Source organism: Luminiphilus sp. nBUS_16, assembly GCF_051201645.1.
Taxonomy (GTDB): Bacteria; Pseudomonadota; Gammaproteobacteria; order Pseudomonadales; family Halieaceae; genus Luminiphilus.
In genome coordinates this window covers 3,362,996-3,382,476 of the sequence record NZ_CP179205.1, presented here as the reverse complement: position 1 = coordinate 3,382,476, position 19,481 = coordinate 3,362,996, and the positions used below count along the sequence as shown (strand labels likewise).

The 19,481-nt window shown below is 52.7% G+C and carries 12 protein-coding genes; 6 read left to right on the top strand and 6 right to left on the bottom strand.

Annotated elements, in window-relative coordinates; translation table 11 throughout:
• Nucleotides 1–125: 125 nt before the first annotated feature.
• The 5 genes from ACMAY6_RS14870 to ACMAY6_RS14850 all read left to right on the top strand — a co-directional run bounded on the left by ACMAY6_RS14870 (nt 126) and on the right by ACMAY6_RS14850 (nt 6,349).
• On the top strand, nt 126–1,286 hold the full coding sequence (locus ACMAY6_RS14870) for an acyl-CoA dehydrogenase family protein (protein WP_435213094.1): 1,161 nt from the start codon (nt 126–128) through the stop codon (nt 1,284–1,286).
• Entirely contained in the window at nt 1,283–2,071 is a 789-nt protein-coding gene (locus ACMAY6_RS14865; protein WP_435213093.1) for an enoyl-CoA hydratase, read from the top strand. The genes ACMAY6_RS14870 and ACMAY6_RS14865 overlap by 4 nt, the downstream gene beginning before the upstream one ends.
• Before the next feature lie 11 nt (nt 2,072–2,082).
• The gene (locus tag ACMAY6_RS14860) at nt 2,083–3,180 is read left to right on the top strand and encodes an enoyl-CoA hydratase/isomerase family protein (protein ID WP_435213092.1); all 1,098 of its coding nucleotides are present in this window, start codon (nt 2,083–2,085) and stop codon (nt 3,178–3,180) included.
• A gap of 21 nt (nt 3,181–3,201) precedes the next feature.
• Nucleotides 3,202–4,089 (top strand): 3-hydroxyisobutyrate dehydrogenase, encoded by an 888-nt coding sequence (gene mmsB / locus ACMAY6_RS14855; protein ID WP_435213090.1) that lies wholly within the window; start codon nt 3,202–3,204, stop codon nt 4,087–4,089.
• Nucleotides 4,090–4,375: 286 nt separating this feature from the next.
• Nucleotides 4,376–6,349, top strand: coding sequence for a BCCT family transporter (locus tag ACMAY6_RS14850; RefSeq protein WP_435213088.1), 1,974 nt, complete (start codon nt 4,376–4,378; stop codon nt 6,347–6,349).
• Between the two features lie 9 nt (nt 6,350–6,358).
• Here the strand turns inward: ACMAY6_RS14850 and ACMAY6_RS14845 are convergent, their stop codons facing one another.
• The 4 genes from ACMAY6_RS14845 to ACMAY6_RS14830 form a co-directional block, all read right to left on the bottom strand.
• Complete coding sequence (locus ACMAY6_RS14845) at nt 6,359–7,180, bottom strand: M48 family metallopeptidase (protein WP_435213087.1); 822 nt, start codon at nt 7,178–7,180, stop codon at nt 6,359–6,361.
• A 95-nt stretch (nt 7,181–7,275) separates the two neighbouring features.
• Nucleotides 7,276–8,277 carry an NAD(P)H-dependent glycerol-3-phosphate dehydrogenase gene (locus ACMAY6_RS14840; protein ID WP_435213085.1) on the bottom strand — a complete coding sequence of 334 codons (1,002 nt, stop codon included), beginning with the start codon at nt 8,275–8,277 and terminating at the stop codon, nt 7,276–7,278.
• Nucleotides 8,267–10,645, bottom strand: a complete 2,379-nt coding sequence (locus ACMAY6_RS14835; RefSeq protein WP_435213083.1) for a 1-acyl-sn-glycerol-3-phosphate acyltransferase — start codon at nt 10,643–10,645, stop codon at nt 8,267–8,269. Before ACMAY6_RS14835 ends, ACMAY6_RS14840 begins: the two co-directional genes overlap by 11 nt.
• A gap of 9 nt (nt 10,646–10,654) precedes the next feature.
• Nucleotides 10,655–12,775, bottom strand: a complete 2,121-nt coding sequence (locus tag ACMAY6_RS14830) for an HAD-IB family hydrolase (RefSeq protein WP_435213081.1) — start codon at nt 12,773–12,775, stop codon at nt 10,655–10,657.
• A gap of 194 nt (nt 12,776–12,969) precedes the next feature.
• On the opposite strand from ACMAY6_RS14830, the gene ACMAY6_RS14825 reads away from it, so the two are divergent.
• Nucleotides 12,970–13,902, top strand: a complete 933-nt coding sequence (locus tag ACMAY6_RS14825; RefSeq protein WP_435213080.1) for a phosphoribulokinase — start codon at nt 12,970–12,972, stop codon at nt 13,900–13,902.
• 87 nt (nt 13,903–13,989) lie between these two features.
• Here the strand turns inward: ACMAY6_RS14825 and ACMAY6_RS14820 are convergent, their stop codons facing one another.
• Entirely contained in the window at nt 13,990–17,535 is a 3,546-nt protein-coding gene (locus tag ACMAY6_RS14820) for an AsmA family protein (RefSeq protein WP_435213078.1), read from the bottom strand.
• An 86-nt stretch (nt 17,536–17,621) separates the two neighbouring features.
• The gene (locus ACMAY6_RS14815; protein WP_435213076.1) at nt 17,622–19,034 is read right to left on the bottom strand and encodes an ATP-binding cassette domain-containing protein; all 1,413 of its coding nucleotides are present in this window, start codon (nt 19,032–19,034) and stop codon (nt 17,622–17,624) included.
• Between the last annotated feature and the right edge of the window lie 447 nt (nt 19,035–19,481).

Genomic DNA, 19,481 nt, shown 5'->3' with positions numbered 1-19,481 from the left:
AACCTGTGTTGGCAAGGTGTGCCCGATAACGAGTCACCGAGGCATTTTTGTTACAGTTGCCCGAGGGGAGAGGTCATGTAAGCCAGTGGGCCGTGAAATTTTTAACAGTTTTGGGATAAGTGATTTTGAATTACGAACTCGATGATGAACAGCGAGCCTACGCAAATAGCGCCCGAGAGTTTGCTCTCGGAGAGCTGGCCCCCCATGCGGCTACCTGGGACGCAGAGTCTATTTTCCCCAAGGCTACCTTAAAAGCTGCGGGAGATATGGGATTCATGGGCATGTATACCCCGGAAAGTGCGGGTGGACTGGGCATGTCTCGGTTAGACGCGAGTCTGATCGTTGAAGAGTTGGCCCGTGGTTGTACCACCACGGCCGCTTTTTTAACCATTCATAACATGGCCACCAATATGATTGGCAAATACTGTCAGCAGGCCGTGATTGATGTGTGGTGTCCGGGGCTTGTTGCTGGAGAGATGCTTGCTTCATACTGTTTAACCGAGCCTGGTGCCGGGTCTGATGCGGCTTCCTTAAGAACGCGAGCGGACCTAGATGGCGACATTTACCGTGTGAACGGCAGCAAAGTTTTTATTTCGGGGGCGGGTGATACCGACGTTTTGGTGGTGATGACCCGCACCGGGGATGCTGGCTCAAAAGGCATCACCGCGCTGTTGATCCCCGCAGACGCCCCCGGCGTTAATTACGGCAAGAAAGAGCACAAGATGGGCTGGAACGCACAGCCCACGCGAATGATTACTTTCGATAACGTGGAAGTGCCGGTCAGTCACCGTCTAGGTGCAGAGGGGCAGGGTTTCGCTATCGCGATGGAAGGGCTCGATGGTGGTCGTATCAATATTGCTACGTGCTCGGTGGGTACGGCACAACAAGCCCTAGAAGACGCTCAAGTTTATGTCTCCGACCGTAAGCAGTTTGGGCAGGCAATTGCCGATTTTCAAAATACACAGTTTAAGCTTGCCGACATGGTTACTGAATTGGTTGCAGCACGGCAAATGATTCGGCTCGCAGCTAGCAAGCTCGATGCGGGAGACACACAAGCATCGACTTATTGTGCGATGGCCAAGCGCTTCGCCACAGACGTTGGATTCAAGGTTTGTAACGACGCGCTGCAATTGTTTGGTGGTTATGGCTACATCCGAGAGTACCCCGTAGAGCGGTATGTCCGTGACACAAGGGTGCACCAGATTTTAGAAGGGACCAACGAGGTGATGCGCGTCATCGTGGGTCGCAAACTTATGATGGACGGCGCGCTGGAGGTTATAAAGTGATTACAAGCCCCTCGGATAAAATCAAGGTCAGCGTTGAGGGTCATGTTGCGACACTGACTATCGATAATCCTGCAGCCAACACTTGGGATACTGAAAGCCTTCCCGCACTCGGCGCTATTGTGCAGGCCCTCAACGCCGATGATCAAATTTATGCATTGGTGCTCACCGGCGCCGGCGAAAAGTTTTTCTCTGCGGGTGCAGACCTCAAGTTGTTCGCTGACGGTGACCCTGAGACGGCGCGAGCTATGGGCGAAGCCTTTGGCGCCGCTTTTGAGGCGCTATCAGATTTCCGTGGTGTATCAGTTGCAGCCATTAACGGTTTCGCGATGGGTGGCGGTCTCGAGGTTGCCATGGCCTGTGATATTCGTGTTGTTGAGACGCAAGCAAAACTGGCTTTGCCGGAGGCTACGGTAGGGTTATTGCCCTGTGCCGGCGGTACCCAACGCCTCACACAATTAGTGGGTCAAGGTTGGGCTAAGCGAATGATACTTTGTGGTGAGCGTATTGGCGCTGAAAAGGCTTTGACGATTGGGCTCGTGGAGGAAGTTGTCCCCACCGGAGAGGCGCTTGCTGTAGCAACCCGCCTCGCCAACAGTGCCGGTGCACAAAGCCCAACCTCTGTTACGGCCTGCAAGCGACTTATTCATGCCGCGCGTGATATTACCATTGCTGGGGGGCTGGCTGCCGAGCGGACCGAGTTTGTTGCGTTGTTTAGCACCGAGGACCAGCGTGAGGGGGTTAACGCGTTTCTAGAGAAGCGCAAGCCCGATTGGAAAAACCGTTAGGAAACAGCGCTATGTCAGGAACCGTCGATAGCAACTTATTGGGTGATGGCTCTCACCGTATTGGCCGCCTCACCCTAAACGCACCGCAGTCATTGAACTCTTTAACCCGTGAAATGGTCGAGATCATTTTGGAGAGTTTGCTGGCCTGGCGTGATGACAACACCGTCGCCGCAGTCTTTATCGACGGTGTTGGTGAGAAGGCATTTTGTGCGGGCGGTGATGTTCAGGCGCTTCGAGATTCTTGTGTGGCAATGCCTGGTGGGCCCTGCGACTACGCCGAGAACTTTTTCGCTCGAGAATATTTGATGAACTACATGCTTCACACCTATCCCAAACCGGTGGTCTGTTGGGGGCATGGTGTGGTTATGGGTGGTGGACTGGGTATTCTCGCAGGGTGCAGCCATCGAGTGGTGAGCGAGCGTACCCGTATTGGCATGCCTGAAGTCACCATTGCCTTATTTCCTGATGTGGGTGGCAGCTGGTTTCTCAACAAAATGCCCGGCCACTTGGGGCGTTTTCTGGCGTTGACGGCGGCTAACATTAATGCCGCCGACGCTTTGTTCTGTGGCCTTGGTAACTACTTTTTAGCAAACGAGCAGCGCGATCAGGTCATCGCTGCGCTGGTCGCCAGCGACTGGTCTTCGGGTGATTCAGATGCCACCGTGGCCGCCCTACTGAAGGATCTACCGGCAGGAGCATCCATGCCCCAAGCTCAGGTGGAGCCCCTTATGGACGAGGTCAATGCTTGGGTCGAGGGCGACGATCTCGCTCTGATTGTTGATCGTGTTTCATTGTGGCAGGGCGATGATCCTTGGTTAAGTCGGGCTCGAGATGGCCTTATGAATGGGTCCAAACTCGCTGCAGCATGGATTTTTAGGCAGCTCAATGAATCCCGTGACGCCACCCTTGAGACCGTGTTTATTTCGGAGTTGCGATTGGCGGCTCACATTATGCGGCACCGTGAATTCAGTGAAGGGGTGCGGGCGCTCCTCATCGATAAGGATAGGAATCCCCAATGGACTTACGACACGGTAGCATCGGTACCCGCGAGCGTTCTTGATGGATTTTTTATCGACGCTCCGGGCGCACCCGTTCTTGAATTGCCCTAACACAAACTATAGGAAGTTCTGATGACAAACATTGCCTTCATTGGTCTTGGCAATATGGGTGGCCCCATGGCTAAGAATCTTTTAGCGGCCGGGCATACACTGCAGATTTTTGATCTTTCTCAGGATGCTCTGAATGATGTGGCATCCGCAGGGGCAACGGTTGCAGGCTCTGCTGTTGAGGCCTGTAAGACGGCTGACGTCGTGATCACTATGCTGCCCGCGGGGAAGCACGTGCGGCAAGTCTACACTGGCGATGATGGACTTCTCGATCATCTGTCCCCAGGGACACTCTGTTTAGATGCCAGCACGATTGATAGCGACACGGCACGGGACGTAGGGCTGGCGGTAGCAGAGCAGGGTATTGAATTCATGGATACACCGGTGTCTGGTGGTGTGGCGGCAGCGCAGGCAGGCACCCTCGCTTTTATGTGTGGCGGTACTGCTGCAGCTTTTGATCGAGCAAAGGTCATTCTTGAGGCTATGGGGAATGGCGAGAAAATATTTCATGCGGGGCCTGCCGGTGCAGGTCAAGTGGCGAAGGCGGCCAATAACATGCTGTTGGCGGTACATATGATCGGCACCTGCGAGGCGTTGGCTATGGGTGCAAAGGCAGGCCTTGAACCCGCAGTTTTGTCTGAAATTATGAAAGCAAGCTCCGGCAATAACTGGTCCTTACAAGTCTACAACCCGTGGCCAGACGTTATGCCCGGAGCACCTGCTGGCAACGACTATCAACCGGGTTTTATGGTTGATCTCATGGTGAAGGACCTGGGTTTAGCCAAGGAGGTCGCTGGTGGAACTGGCGTCGATAACAAGCTTGGCCAACTCGCACTTGATATCTACCAAGCCCATCAGGCAGCTGGTCATGGGACCCTCGATTTTTCTTCTATCTTGAAGGCCATTCGTTGAGCGCAAAGCTAGGAAGCTTTGAATGGCTGCTGCTAAACACCTAAGGATGGTTTTTGGAAAGTTGGTAGCAGTCAATCTGGCGTGAGGGTGTTGGGTTCTTCATCTGAACGCCTCTTTACTGTTGCAGACCGGTAGGTTTGGTAAGCGCGGTTTTTGCTGTGGCGACAAGGAGACTAGATACCGTCGTCATAATAGAGCTGTGAAGGGAACCCATTTTTGCCTAAAAGGGTCTCGGCTGCAGGTCTTAGGCACGTATACTCACCAAAACTTATAATAAGAGATGTCTATGACCGACCCAGAAAAACCACGTTTTAGTGTTGATCCCGCGGTGTTTTACCCAGCCTTGGTTCTTTTGTTCGGCGCCGTGTTTCTGGTGCTTTCTATGCCGGGTGAGGGCGCCGAGCTTTTTGCGGGGTTGCAATCGTCGATTGTAGCGACGGCGAGTTGGTTCTACGTTTTGGTTGTTGCTTTGATCGGGGTCATGGTGATTGTCCTAGCCGCTTCGCGCTACGGCGATATCAAATTAGGGCCCGACCATTCTGAGCCCGAGTATGGATTTCTCTCGTGGTTTTCTATGCTTTTTGCAGCAGGTATCGGCATTGGCCTTATGTTTTACGGCATTGCTGAGCCTGTAATGCACTATCTCTCACCCCCAATAGGGGACGGTGGTACGACGCTCGCCGCCGCTGAGGCGATTCAGCTGGCGTATTTTCACTGGGGTTTTAATGCCTGGGCCACCTATGCAGCGGTCGCGATGGTGCTGGCGTATTTCGCTTATCGGCACGATCTCCCCCTCACCTTGCGTTCGGCCTTTTACCCTCTTATTGGCGAGCGTATCTATGGGCCCATGGGTGCAGCAGTCGATGTGTTCGCAGTCATTTGCACGACTTACGGTATTTCAGTCAGCCTTGGCTTAGGGGTGTTGCAGATCAACACCGGATTCAACTACCTCTTTGGTTTGCCCATTAGCGCTGGGGTTCAGGTGGGTCTGATTTTTGGCACCATGGCGTTGGCAACGGTGTCCGTCGTGATGGGTCTTGATGCTGGCATTAAACGCCTTTCTGAAATTAATACAGTGTTGGCTGTCCTGTTGCTGGCGCTGATCCTAATAGCAGGCCCGACGGCTTTGCTGTTATCTGGCACCTTGCAGAATTTTGGCGGCTACGTTGCGAGCCTGATTCCCAAGACCCTCGATTTATACGTATATGCGCCCTCTGATTGGCTGGGGGGCTGGACCATTTTTTACTGGGGATGGTGGATTAGCTGGACACCTTTTGTGGGTGTTTTTGTTGCGAGAATTTCTAGGGGCCGGACGATTCGCGAGTTTCTTGTCGGCGTCACTGTGGTGCCTACCCTGTTCATTTGTTTGTGGATGGGGGTGCTTGGGGGCAGTGCGATAGAGCTGATTTCCAATCAGGGCGTCGCTGAGCTTGGCACCGCGGTTCAGGAAAATCAGGCGGTGGGGCTATTTATGTTTTTAGAGTATCTGCCAGGCACCGAGTTCCTGAGTTTGATTTGCTTGGCAATGATTGTGATTTTCTTCGTGACCTCGGCCGACAGCGGGGCAATGGTCCTCAATATGTTGAGCGCCCGAGGTAACGACAATACGCCGGTTTTGCAGCGCACCGTGTGGACATTGGTCATCGCACTTATTGCTTCTATCTTATTGGTGGGCGGTGGCTTGCAAGCTTTGCAGACGGCCACGATTGCCAGCGCATTGCCATTTTCCGTGGCCCTGTTGGGGGCATTTTGGGGGTTTGGCAAAGCGTTGCTGGTCGACGGCGCCAAGCGTCAAGTTATTCCCATTCACCCACCGGTTGAGGCAGGCGATCCAGAGTGGCGTCAGCGCTTAGCCAATTTGCTCGCTTATCCCGCAGATGCCAGCGTGCAAAGTTTTCAGCGCGATGTGGTGTACCCCGCTATGCAAAGCTTTGCCGAAGAACTCAATGGGCATGGCATTCGAACCGCGATGGCTGATCATATTGTTGATGAGGGAATTCTGCGCCTTGAGGTCGCTCATGGTGAGGAGATCGATTTTGTTTATCAAGTGAACTTGCGAGGTCACCCGCTACCCGATCAGTCGTTGGCGGGTAAATCAATGGCAAGCATGAAGCAGAACGAGATTTTCTATCGCGCGGAGGTTCATCTCATTGAGGGCGGCCAAGACTACGACATCATGGGTTGGTCTCAAGAGCAGGTCGTGCTGGATATGTTGAACCAATACGAGACGCATTTGCAGTTCTTGCATACCGTGCGTTGAGCGATGTGTTCAGCGAACAATCTCAATTTCGGTGATAGGCGCCTTAGTGCGATCAGGGTTCAGGGCTCGCATTGACGATATCTGTTGTTGCAGCGTGGCTTGGCGATTTTCAGGTGCCGGATGTGTGCTGAAGAACTCGGGGGGACGTGCTTCACCTAAGCTGCCCATCTTTTGCCAGAGGGTCACCGCTGCTTCGGGATCATAGCCGGCACGCGTGGCCAGCTCCATGCCAATGCTATCGGCCTCCGTTTCGGCGGTGCGAGAGTTGGGTAGCTCTAGTGCGACATTGGCCAGAAGTGCGGTCCCAGTCATGGCAGCACCACGGTTGTCCGCCGCAGCGCCAACAGCAATAACCCCAATAGTGGTTGCCAGAGCTCGAGACATGCGCTCGGCGGTATGGTTGGCCAGGGCGTGGGAAATTTCATGGCCCATAATTTGAGCGAGCTCATCGTCGGTGAGCTCCAGCTGATCGATTAAACCGGTGTACACAGCCATGCGCCCGCCTGCCATGCACCAGGCGTTTACCGTTTCAGGGTCATCAATGATTGCAACGCTCCATTGCCAGCTCTGGCTACTTGGAAAATTTTGCTCAGCAATGGTGACAAGGCGGCCAGTAATACGCCCGACGCGCCCCATAAGATTGGGGTCTGTGACTAACTTGCCCTCTTCGTCTAGGGCACCCACCGTGCTGAGATAAGCTGTCTCTGATTCCAGGATTGCGGCCTCTGGGGAGATCAGTAAAAACTGATTTCGCCCCGTGGGACTGCTGGCACAGCTCACTACTAAAAGCGCTACGCCGATCAAAAACAGGGATCTTAGAGCCGTCATCATTGTGGGTGGCCTCCAGCGTCTGGGCTTTTACTAGTTAAAGGAAATCGCCATGCTATTTAGTGGAATTGATGGCAGCTCCGCTGACGCGCCTCGTGTTAGCCAGGCTCAGACTCAGCCGCAGCGCGGGTACGAAGCAAGCCGCGGTATACGCCGCGCGCGTTAGATGCCCCCGTAACGACTTTGTAAACGTCGGAAGATATCGGCATGTCGATACCGTGCTCTGCTGCCAACTCCATCACGGTGGGGGCACTCTTTACCCCCTCAGCGACCATATGCATGCTGGCAATAATATCCTCAATCGAGCGACCTTTGGCGAGCTCAATACCGACATGGCGATTCCGGCTTTGGGGGCTAGTGCAGGTTGCGATCATATCGCCCATGCCAGCAAGGCCAGCGAAGGTCTCTGCTCGCCCTCCGAGGGCGGTACCTAGCCGTGTCATTTCTGCAAGGCCGCGAGTGATCAAAGCTGCACGGGTGTTATCTCCAGCTCCCAGGCCATCACCCATGCCCACGGCAATCGCGATAATGTTTTTGAAGACACCGCCCAGCTCGCAGCCTATGTGGTCAGGGTTGGTATAAACCCGAAACAGCCCCACGTTTAACACCGGCTGCAGCCAAGTTTGGGGGCTTGGGTCATCGAGCGCGAGTACACCGGCAGCGGCCTGACCAGCGACAATTTCCCGCGCTAGGTTGGGGCCCGTCAGTACTCCCACCGGTCGCCCGGGAGCCACCTCTCTGCAGATCTCGGTCATGCGCAAGCGAGAACCGCGCTCTAGACCTTTGGTCAAGCTAATCAGGGGCGCACCGTCGGGTAAATTGGGAGCAATGTCGGTGAGTACAGATCGAAAGTTATTTGAAGGAATGCCCATTACCACAGCGTCTGCATCTGCAATCGCCTCAGTCGGGTCGAGAGTGGCTTCTAAAGTCGGATTCAGGGGGGCGTCGCCAAGGTAGCGGCTGTTTTTATGGTTGCCATTAATATCATCAACGGTGGCGGCATCTCGCGCCCACAGCATGATATCGGCATTGCGTGACACAAGTGAGGCGACCGTAGTGCCCCAACTGCCGCCACCCATGACTGCTATTTTATAAGCCACTGCGCGCTCCATCTCTAATGGTCGGTCTTCCTCGACTCGCAATGGCCGAGGCACGGCTAATTTCAACCCGGTAGATAAGTCTGTCTAGGGCTTCTGCCTGCTGTAATCGAGCTTCAGCCCAGTCTGGGCGTGAATGGTCTGTCAGTTTGCGCGAGGCCAAGGTATCCCACGCATTTTTAAACAGTAATTTAAGGTTTGAAGCTTCGCTGGATACCCTGCGCTGCAGTAATGCCTGCTTACCGTAGTTCATACACCGATCAACAAAATCGGACTCGTCGATGGTTTCACTCGCATCAAGGTTTGCTAACAGATCAGCGGCAATGCTGTAGGACTCAACGTACATTTGCAGAGTCATATGGGCGACATGGGGTGTCATCATCGCTAACAATCTTCGTGCGCCTTTGACGCCGGAAGCCAGTTCTTGCCGCCAGTTGCCATCGATGCGGTCTAATTCAGCCGCAATTTCGGCTTGAAATACCTCTGTGGGAGGATAGAAAAACTCAAACTTGTAGAGGTCTCTCAGCTCTAACACTTCCGCCCAAAATAAGGCCTCTATCTGCTGGTCGGGTTCGAATTCGCCGTATTCAGCAATGGCAATTAATGCCAATTCTATGATGGCTTTATTGATGAAAAAGTGGACGATGGTATTTCGATAGTAGCTAGCTACCCCCACGTTAGCCGGCTCAATGCCATAGACTGTAGTGGGTCCTCCGGTAAATCGGGTGATAATGCCCTCGCCGATCATTAGATCTAACAGTTTGCCCATGCCCTCTTGCTGTTGGCGATCAAAATCGGGTGACATACGCAAGGCACTGCTTCTTGCCCATGTCACAATGTCAGTGACTGTCTCAGCGACTTCCGTTTCAGTTTGAGCCCTGGGATACACCCCCAACAGCGCCATAGAAATGACCGCGGGGTAGGTGATGGGCGTAACGCGATTGGCCTCTACGGCCACCTGAAAAGCAATTTTTGAGAGTGCCAGCCGATCATCGGGGCTGGGTGGTTCTGGCAGAACCACGGGCTCTCCAAAATCGACATAAATTTTGCCCATGGGTCGAGCTAGACTTCGGATGTAGCCTACCAGCCAACCCAGAGATTCAGGAGCTTTGGGTACCCCTGCCTGCTCTCGAGCATATTCTTCAGCGTCACGTATGAGGTCATAAGACACGGTGACGGGAATAATATGCACGTCCTTAGATCCCGCGCTGTGGCAGCCTTCGATGACATATTTTAAGACGCCGTACTTTGGTGGCATCAATTTGCCCAGGCGGGAGCGCGTTCCTTCAAAGGACCATGTCAGTGGGAACCGCTTCTCCATGAGGTAGCCAATGTATTGGCGTAGTGCCGCTTTATAAACTGGGTTGTCGGCGAAGCTGCGTTTAATAAAAATGCCGCCAGCCCTGCGGCCCAAAAAACCTAGCAACGGGATGTTGAGATTAGCGCCGGCAAAAAAATGCGGTATGGGAAAGTTGTTATCGAAAAGAAGCTTTGGCACCACAAAACCATCGATGTAGGTTTTGTGGGTCCACAGCAGTGCCGAGGGGTGATCTCGAACAATCGTTCTAACCCGTTCTAAGTCTTCAGGATTATAGTTGAGCGCTCGTTCGTAACCTAAACCCAGACAAAAATTACAAAATTTGATCCACACATCAAGCCAGAAGCTTGTGGGGATAGAAATCATCTCCTTGAAATATTCATTGAGCTCTTCCTTGACCTCACCTATGGGCTCACCGCGCTCGGTGGCAATGGTTGACAACTGATCTTTGAGTATCTGGTTACTGCGCAACGACTGCGCAATATAGCGAGGGACTTTGTAGCGACCTCCCTGCAATTTACGCTCTGTTGCGTCGAGGACGATGGCGGCTTGCCGGGCAATAAAAATTGCAAAGGCTTCTCGGTTGGCCGAAGCCTCTATGGCATATTTTCCTGCAAACCGACCTGCCATTGTGTCTGTGCCATCGGGTGAACCCTTGATCAAGTGCACACGCTCTGGATGGCGAGAGAGTGTATATCGGGTTCGCAGAAATCCGGGTCGCCGCTCCGGTCCTTGAATCAAATCGCGCAAACGTGGCCCTGCAGCGATGGCACCGGCACTAGGTGTCCAAGCGACCCTCAATGGTGCAACCAGTATGTCGACGCCTTCTGACAGCGCGTTTAGCAGGGGAGTAACTTCCAGAGGCTTTCTGTCGTCGCCCAGAGAGAGCTGAATGATTTGTGCCTCAGTGCCTGGCGGTTTGTGAGTGTTAATCCAGTCGGTCAAGAGCTGGCGTTCAATGCCCGACGTGGTATCCAGAAGAAAAATAATGGCTCTCGGGTCATCTGGCCATGGCGACTTCTGATCAATGATGTCTGAATAGGCTGTGGCCATTACCAAAAGTTACCGCGTCGACGCCAGCTTGGGCTTCACGGACGCCCCACGGGGCTTGTTATCGGTGCGTGAATTCCTTGTCATGGCCTTTTTTGCCCCTACTGATTTTGCCGGCGCCTTACTTTTACCGTTAGTTTTGGCCTTGGCCGCAGATGCAGGTTTGGCTGCCGATGTCGGTGCCTTGGTGACCTTAGGTTTTGCCTTGGTCGTCGCCTTGCCCGCCACCTGTCGGCCTTTTGAAGCCACTGCAGGGTTCGCCTTGGAGTTAGGCTTGGCTGCCGATGTCGGTGCCTTGGCGACCTTAGCTTTGGCCTTGGCTGTAGAAGTAGGTTTGGCGGCCGATGTCGATGCCTTGGCGGCCTCAGCTTTTGCCTTGGTCGTCGCCTTGCCCGCCACCTGTCGGCCTTTTGAGGCCCCTGTCGGGCTCGCCGCAGACTTAGGTTTGGCCGTGGCTGTAGATGTCGGTTTGGCAGTCGATGTCTTTGCGACCTTGGTTTTGGCCTGAGTTGTTGCTTTGCCCGCTACCTGTCGGCCTTTTGAAGCCACTTTAGCCGTTGTACCGGTCGTCTTTGGGCGTTTGCTGAGAAGCTTTTTCTTGGCCGCAGCTTTTGCTTTTTTGGGTTTTTTAGTCGCCTTGCCTGCTTTCTCAGGGCGCATATCTTCCGGCAGCGCCTTTTGCTCTTCCAGCGTCTGCGCCACAGTTTGTTCCGGTTGCCCCAAAGCTTGAAGGAACATATTGCGAACTAGGGTCACTTGCTCATCCATTTTTTCGAGGGACCAGCCGGTGGTATCAACCGGGGGCAACACATCGACACGAACGGTTCCTGGTTTAAAAACAAAGTCCCCTTTCGGAGCGATGTCCCCGGCGTTATGAATCACAACCGGAACAATCGGTACTCCCACCTGCATAGCCATGTGGAAGCCCCCTTTCTTGAACGGCGCCAACTTGCGCGTCGGGGCTCGGGTACCTTCTGGAGCGATCACAAGCGATTGACCCTCCTCTCTCATAGCGGTCGCAAGAGGTGCCATCGATTCAATCGCTTTGTTACGGTCAGATCGGTCAATAAAGACAACCCCTGCAGCCCCCATGGCTTGGCCGATCAAAGGCATGCGTTGGATTTCTTTTTTACCAACGGCAACAACATCGCGTCGCACTAGGCGGGCCATTACGGCGACGTCAGCTTTGCTCTGATGATTGAACATAAACACGGCGGGGCGTTGTGCCCATAAATGCTCTTCACCGGTGACCTCTAGGTTGAGCCCAATGAGTGCACTGCAGGTATCTGCAAATAGCGAGATAGAAAAGTTCAGGGAATCTCTTTTAGATCCGGTGAGCGCATAGAGGGGCAGCGCCGCCGCGACGCTACCAACGAGTGATCCCGTCGCTGCAACAGACCGCAAAAATCGGTTGACGGAGAGGCGCCCTCGACTATCAAAGGTTGTTGTGGGCCAATTATTTTCTTTGGTTATTTGTTTGAGCCGTTTCCTTGGATTCAAGGTGACCGGGCGCCCTACGTACTCCAGCAATTGAATGTCGTCGACGCTATCAGAATAAAAAAAGCTTTGGCTTAAGTCAGCGCCGGTATCTCTTGCTAGGGTCTGAGCGGCATCCACTTTTCCTTCACCAAAACAGGTCGGCTTTACGACCGCCCCGGTAAAGCAACCGTTTTCCACTTCGAGTCCGGTACAGAACACGCGATCAATGTTTAGGTCTCTCGCTGCAGGCAGCACCTGGTAAGGGGTTGCTGAGCTAATAATCGCCACAGAGTGGCCTTTTGCCTGATGGGCTGCGATCAGTTCCCGCGCCTCAGGATAAATAAGCCGCGCGATTTTTTTGCGGAACAAACGTTCGCTATTACGGGTGTATTCGTCTTCGTCCCGCCCTGCAAGATACTGGGCGTGCACCGCCATGAGCGCGGAGAAGCCCATATTGCCCAAGCCAAAGCCGGTCAGTGCGCGGGTCAGTTCGTAGAGCTCATCAGGTTTCAGTTCGCCACGCGTCAATGCGTCTTGAAGAAAAACGGTTGCGGAAAATCCCGCGATGATGGTGCCATCAAAATCAAAAATTGCGGCTGTCTCAGGACCGGGTTTGGAGGCGTTGATATCGGCAATGAGTTTGGAAAAGTTCAAGGGGTGTCCTTAGACGGTTAGCGTCAAATGGTCAGCATTGCCCCGGTGGGGCATCATTATCAATAACATACACGGCTAGCTCATTGGGGCAAAGTACATAGTACTTGCTTGGGAGCTGTCATTTATCACAGTTGATTGCCAATCTTGAGAAATTACGCGACGAGCCAATGATGAGAAGGAGAAGCGTCAAGTTCATGGATGACCAAACACACAAATTTCCGGGAGATATTTTTTGGCGCACTTTTCTCGAGGAAGAGCGTTTGCCAAGCAGTTATCGTGAAACCGCCGAAACTTGGTTTGCACCGCTGGTCGAGTCTGTTTTGCAGCGCTGCAACGAACAAGCAGCGACGTCTCCTCAAATTATCGGTATTCATGGGTGTCAGGGGTCAGGGAAAAGCACTTTAGCGGCGCTTCTGGACGCTTGGTTAGGGGATATCGCCGGTTTAAATGTATTGCGGTTATCCATAGATGATTTTTATTTAACCAAACATCAGCGTCGATCTTTGGCTGACTCTATACACCCATTATTTGCGACTCGCGGTGTGCCCGGTACTCACGATATTGCGTTGTTAGAAATGACTTTACGGGCAGTGATTATGCGAAGCAAAGAAGACATTTCCATCCCTGAGTTTGATAAAGCGAGAGATGATCGAGCGCCACCGCAAAAGTCAGTAGTTGCTTGTGACGTCGATGTGGTTGTACTCGAGGGTTGGTGTGTGGGTGTTCCTCCCGAGTCCCAATATCGGTTAGGGCAGGCCATTAATCACATGGAGTTGGACCAAGACCCGCAGGCTATTTGGCGGGGGGAAGTCAATAAAGCGCTGGCAGAGGGATACAAAACGGTGTTCGATCTTTTAACCGCGCTTGTTGTGCTGAAAGCCCCGCATTTTGACACTGTGGTCGACTGGCGTTGGGAGCAAGAGCAAAAGCTCAGTGCGCTGCAGCAGCGCCCTTCAGGCGGAGATGATGCCTTGATGGATCGAATGGGTGTTGAACGCTTCGTACAGTTTTTCCAGCGACTCACCGTCTGGGGTCTAGAGGTCATGCCGGATCGCGCCAACCTCTGCTTCCACTTGGACAAAAATCGGCAAATTAAATCGAGTTCAGGGCCCTGGGCGGGCGGTTGAGTTACTCCCTTACGGCCGGCTATTTAACAACTAAATTGCGCACGATGAAAAATCTTAGGGCTGTTACTGCGCACCGTCGCATGAGGATTAGGGCAGGACCGCTTTGCGAAATTTTTCAAAGGCCTGCCGAGAGGCTTGGCGCGGTTTCTCCGCCTTAGCTGCAGCTTTGGCACAGGAATTTTTGCCGATCGACAACCGATCGAAGAAGCCTTTTCCAATCAGAGAGATACCCCCCGTCATAACTGCGAGGCCGCCCTGGACAATGGTGCCCTCAGGATCTAGGGACATTTGAGGTCGGGCTAGGGTGCCGGCAACACCGACAAAGGGGTTAAAGGCGGTAGTTGCGCTGATTCCCAAGCCTTTTTGTGGGACGGTATTGAAGGCCAAGAACAGCTTTTCAGTGTGCAAATCGATCTGACCCTTACTGACAATAGCTAATTTGTCTGAAATGACGATAGCAAGGGGATCACCTTTCACTTTGCCATTATGAATTTCCGCAAACGCTGCTCCGCAACGCAGTACAGTGACTTCCTCCTCCTCGACAACATCGAGAAGCGATACGAGCTCTGCAAGGAAGTCATTGGTAAAAAAGCCTGACAGCTCTCCCGGAATAACCCCCGCATTCAGCGCTATCTGTAGTGATCCATTTAAGTTCTGCGCTAACTCTCGCGCTGTGTTTCCCGAGCCAAAAAGTTCACCCGAAAACCCTGCTGGGGGTAGTGCTGCTAGATCATCAACTTCAATGGTGGAATTCGGCAATAAGGGTCTGACATTTTCACCTTCTATCGTCAGGCCAAAGTGTTGTTCATCGACCCCTGAAACACCGAACCCCGACAGCTCAACGCGTCCGCCTGATTCACTTTTTACGACAGCTTTATCAACGATAAAGTGCCCGTCTTTGACATGACTGATCAGCTCGATGTTACCAAATCGTCGTTTGCGAGCTATGAGCCGATCGGTTGTGAGATTGATGTCAGCATCAAAGTGTTGCAGGAATTCCAGATTGATTTCGGCGAGGGGGATGACTCTTTTATTGCGGGCGGTTTTTCTCTTTTTCGCGGCTGCATTTTCCCCCCTTGATCCTGACGTACTTCGATTTTCCTTTTTAGATTGAACTGGCGCTGCCTGGGAAACAGACGCCTTTTGGGTGGTTGTTGTTTCCACCGCATAAAGGGGCCGTAGATCTATCATGCTACTGTGAAGTGCCAATTGAATGTTGGGATGTGATGGGTCGCTAATCCTTAATTGGCCGCTGAATTCAGAATCTAATGATTCAACCTTCAACGTGTCAGCGATGAGGTGTGATTCGTCTCCGTTTAATAAGGCTTCAAGTTTTAGAGGAATCTTTGGCAGGGCGAGGTTTGCTAGCCAACCTAGTCGTTGCAAGTCTGGCAGGTCCAGTCGGACCTCTAGATCGCTACCAGAAAAATTTTCGCCGAACTGAAGCTCTCCCTTTGAAAAAATGGTCGCGCCGGCGGCTGTGTTTAATGTGAGTTCCCGAATCGATGCCCCAGACTCACTTTGAGACAGATTAATCTTCGCTGTCATAGTCAGCGGCTCGGTTAGAGCCGTGACATTTTCTGTGACCACCCATTCATAAGCGTTCTCCACGGCGAACATAGCGTCGACGTCGACTGTGCCCTTTGAAAACTGAGCATCGCCATTGACGGCCAAGTCACCGATCTGAAGTTTTAAGTCTTTAACCTCCACGCCTTTTGGGGTGACTGTGAATTTACTGGTAGCACTAAGTGGTTGGTCGAGTTGACCCTGTGGAATTTCAGGGGGCAGGAGAGTGGTCGGGAGAAGCTCAGTAAGATTCTCTCCCTGCAGTTTCAAGTCACCGGCCACTGATTGCTGCTTTGGGATCACTGTCACAGCTCCTTGGATCTCAGTTTTTGCAAGGGCAATAGCAAGATTTTGCAGATTCAGGGTGCCTTCAGACCAATCGGCACGGAAGCTGCCGGTGGTCGTTTGGTTTGGGATGAGAGCGAGAGTGTTGCCATTTCGCAGCCAGTGGCTGAGCGTTTGTCTCGGGCTGGCAACTGTCATTTTGTGGGCAGTGGTAAAATTAGCGGCAGGATCCTTGCGTGGAAATTTGGCTGTGAAGTCGCTTGAAATGCCTTCAACCACGAGCTTTCCTGCGCTCAGTTCGATGTCATTGTTAGTGACCAGCAGGTCTGTGTTCAGTGACCAACGGTCACGGAAGCTGGGTTTTTGATGGGCTAGCATGAGCAAGGTGCCCAGATCATCGCCTTTAGCCGCGAGAGTCAACGAAGTCCCTGTCAATTTGCGCTGGCCACGCAACCATCCGTCGGCCTTAAGTTCTCCGTACTCGGTAGTTATCAAGCTGCTCAGCTTGGTATTTTGCTTGTCGGTTTCTAGAGTGAGCTGCGCCGTAACGGCGCCTTTTACTTCTTCGGGCAGCTGGAGCACATCTTGATAACGCTCAATCGCAGGTACCGACGCCTGTGCCGATAAATTAGCCTGAATCGGAGTCGCTAAATTTGGAATGTCTAGCCCTGCTGCTATCTGCAGCCGCCCTATGTTGATACGAGATTCACTAACATTCAGCCGCTGCTGGTCTCTCTTGACTTTACCTGTCGCGCTAAAGGGCACGTGGGGGAAATTCGGTGCCCCCAGTAAATCTGCGAGACGACCTATGTCGGGTCCGCTTACCGCAACGGCCAATTCAACATCGGTCAATGTTCGGAAATCATTGACGGTGCCACTGACAACCCCAGAAAAATCGCCTACTAGACCGTCCAGCCGAACAACCATTTGCTCTATACCCGGTTGTACAGAAATGCTTAGGTCTAGGGCGCCTTGACTAAAAGGCGGCAGTTTGAACAGCTCCGTGAAGTATTCGACGCTTGGCCCCTGCAGGACGATTTCGATTTGGGGCGTATTCGGTGCTCTGAGATCGCGCACGAGAGCTTTACCTTCCAGATGTACGTCGCCCAAATTCATGTCGAGGCCAAAATTAACATCGGTAAGAGAGGTAAGGGCATCGGCGGAGGAGGCGGTGACTTTGGCTTGCAAGGGCGCCTCATTCACGTCCCCGATAACGGCCAATTTTGCCCCACTGGAATCTTGCTCCAGCGTGGCGTCGACCCGCAGTGTCCTGATTTTTTCTTGGTTATCGATCAGCGTGAGCTGTAAATCTTCAATGGTGGCGTATTCCAAAAAAACCGGTATGCCTTTTGGGGGTTTGCTCGGCGCAACTGCGGTCGCCGGGGCATTATTGAGGTCAAACCGCCAGTTGGGGTGGCCCTCCAAGCCTTGAATGAGGTGGAGTTTAGGTTGGGTTAATGACAGAGACTTGATTTTTGGTTGGCCAAGCAACAGATCAGGAATCGAGGCATGGAGTTCAGCAGAGGCTAGGTCTAAAAATGCAGGTCCGGTGAAACCTGCGGGTTGAGCAATGGCAACATCGGTCACGGTAATGTTGATTGATTGGTCAATATCGATGTCGATGTCAAGATTTGAGAAGGTGACGTTTCGCTGAAGCAGCTGGCTGACTTTTTGAGCAACAAAGTCTCGAAAAAAATCACTTTCTTTTGTGATCAAGGCGCCTGCGACTAGGGCGCTAATAAGCACCGCGGTCACTACAAAAATTTTACTTATCGATCTCACGTATATCCCGAGACACCTGATGTGTCGGGTTGAGACTAGTCGCTACCTCGGTTTACGTCGACCCCCTGCAGCCATTGAGTCAGCTTTTATTGAAAATCTTTATCCTCGTTCACGGGAATTTTCAAATGTAGATGCCGCTTAAAAAGTGGCAAATATTCGTCTTGCCGGTGGCTGACAAAGATCAGTGTGGTATGACGGCGGTTTTCGAGTGTGGTCAGTAAGTCCAAAATTCTTGATCGATTTAACTCATCAAGGCCCTGAGTTGGCTCGTCTAAAACCAACAGCAATGGCGACTTGACCAAGGCACGGGCAATGAGGACCAGACGCTGCTCGCCGTAACTCATTGTGTGAAAGGGCGCCGAGCCGTGTTCGCGCAGGCCCGCCGCTTGCAGCCACTGTCTGGCAATCTTCACCTGAACTTCGCTGATCTGCTCATACACACCAATAGAATCGAAAAAACCGGAACAAACCACCGTGAGGGCATCGCAACGTACCCGGTAAAATCGATGGAGTTCGCTGCTAACGATACCCATCTGCTGCTTCAACTCCCAAATAGACTCTCCGTGACCCCGTCGGTAGCCCAGCACTCGAACGTCATTGTTGTAACTTTGCGGGTTGTCGCCGGTGATTAAGCCGAGCAGGGTTGATTTGCCCGCCCCGTTTTCCCCGGTAATTAAGGTGTGCTCAAGGGGCGCTAGCTGCAAGGTCAGGTCACGCAGAACGGTCTGTTGGCCGTAACTCACCGATGCGTTGGCGATGTCAATAATGTACTCGTGAGGGAAATCGGCGAGATGCTTCGCTTGCTCCGGCCAGTCTGGCTGGTCTGTCGATGAAAATAAGGCCTCCAGAAATTGTTCTTTTTGAGCTGGCTCGTCATCATCAAGACATGTGAGCAAGCCATTTTGTACCGTGGCCAGGGCGCCACACCACTGGGGTATGTCACTGCGGTTGCTTAACAAAAATACGATGGTCGTGCCTGTTTCCCAAACCGACTTTAATGCCGCCGACAGATTCTCGCAGGCTTTGTGGTCGAGACTATCGAACGGATTATCAAGAATAAGAACTTCGGCGCCTTGGAGTAGGGCTTGAGCAATGAGCAATTTACGGCTCTCTCCAGTACTGAGCTGGGTGTACGGTCGATCTAATCGGTGGCGCAAATTCAATGCATCCAAAAGGGGGTCATTGGTTTTATCGGTCGGTAAAAAGTCTATCGCCCGGGTGGCAGTTTCGCTTTCAGGCAGTAAATCGGTAGCCGCAAGCTTTAACTCTCGCTCAAAGATGCTTTGCTGCTGTTCGAAAGACACCAAGCTTATCGCCGTTACAGGCAGCTCATGGGTGACCGACCCTTGGCCATCGCCCTCGAGCTGCCCCAACAACAGTCGGTCAATGAATTGCTTTCCCGAGCCATTGGGCCCCACTACGCACCAAGCATCGCCTGAGCTAATCGCCCAGTTATCGACGCTGAGGTCGGGGGAGGTAAATGCGGTGATCCTGATCATGGTGCCGTGGATTCCAAGTAAGCGAGAATGATGAGTCGCGCGAATGTGTGGCGGGATAGTAACTCACCCAAGGGTTGTGGGTTAGAGGGTGGTGCCCATGTCAGCCATAGCACGAGGCCTGTTTTTCGGACTTTTATGAGCTCGGCTCCCAAAACGCTCTCGCCAGCTGCGCGGCGCTGAAAATAGGTTTGAGCCCTGAGCCATAACATGGGGTATTGGCGTTGGGGTCGCATTGCTACAGCGCATAAGGGTTGAAATTTTGAGCGCCACAATTCAACATTTTTTAGCCTTGGTGGGGAGGATTTGATGGCTTGAATGGTCATAAAACTGCGAGAAATTGATCGTTCTAATGTTGCCACAGGAAGCACTATCGCGATGCAAGCTCACTCAATGATCAAACTTTGGCAAGCCGTAAGCCCACGATCGGCCAACACCCTGATACAAAAC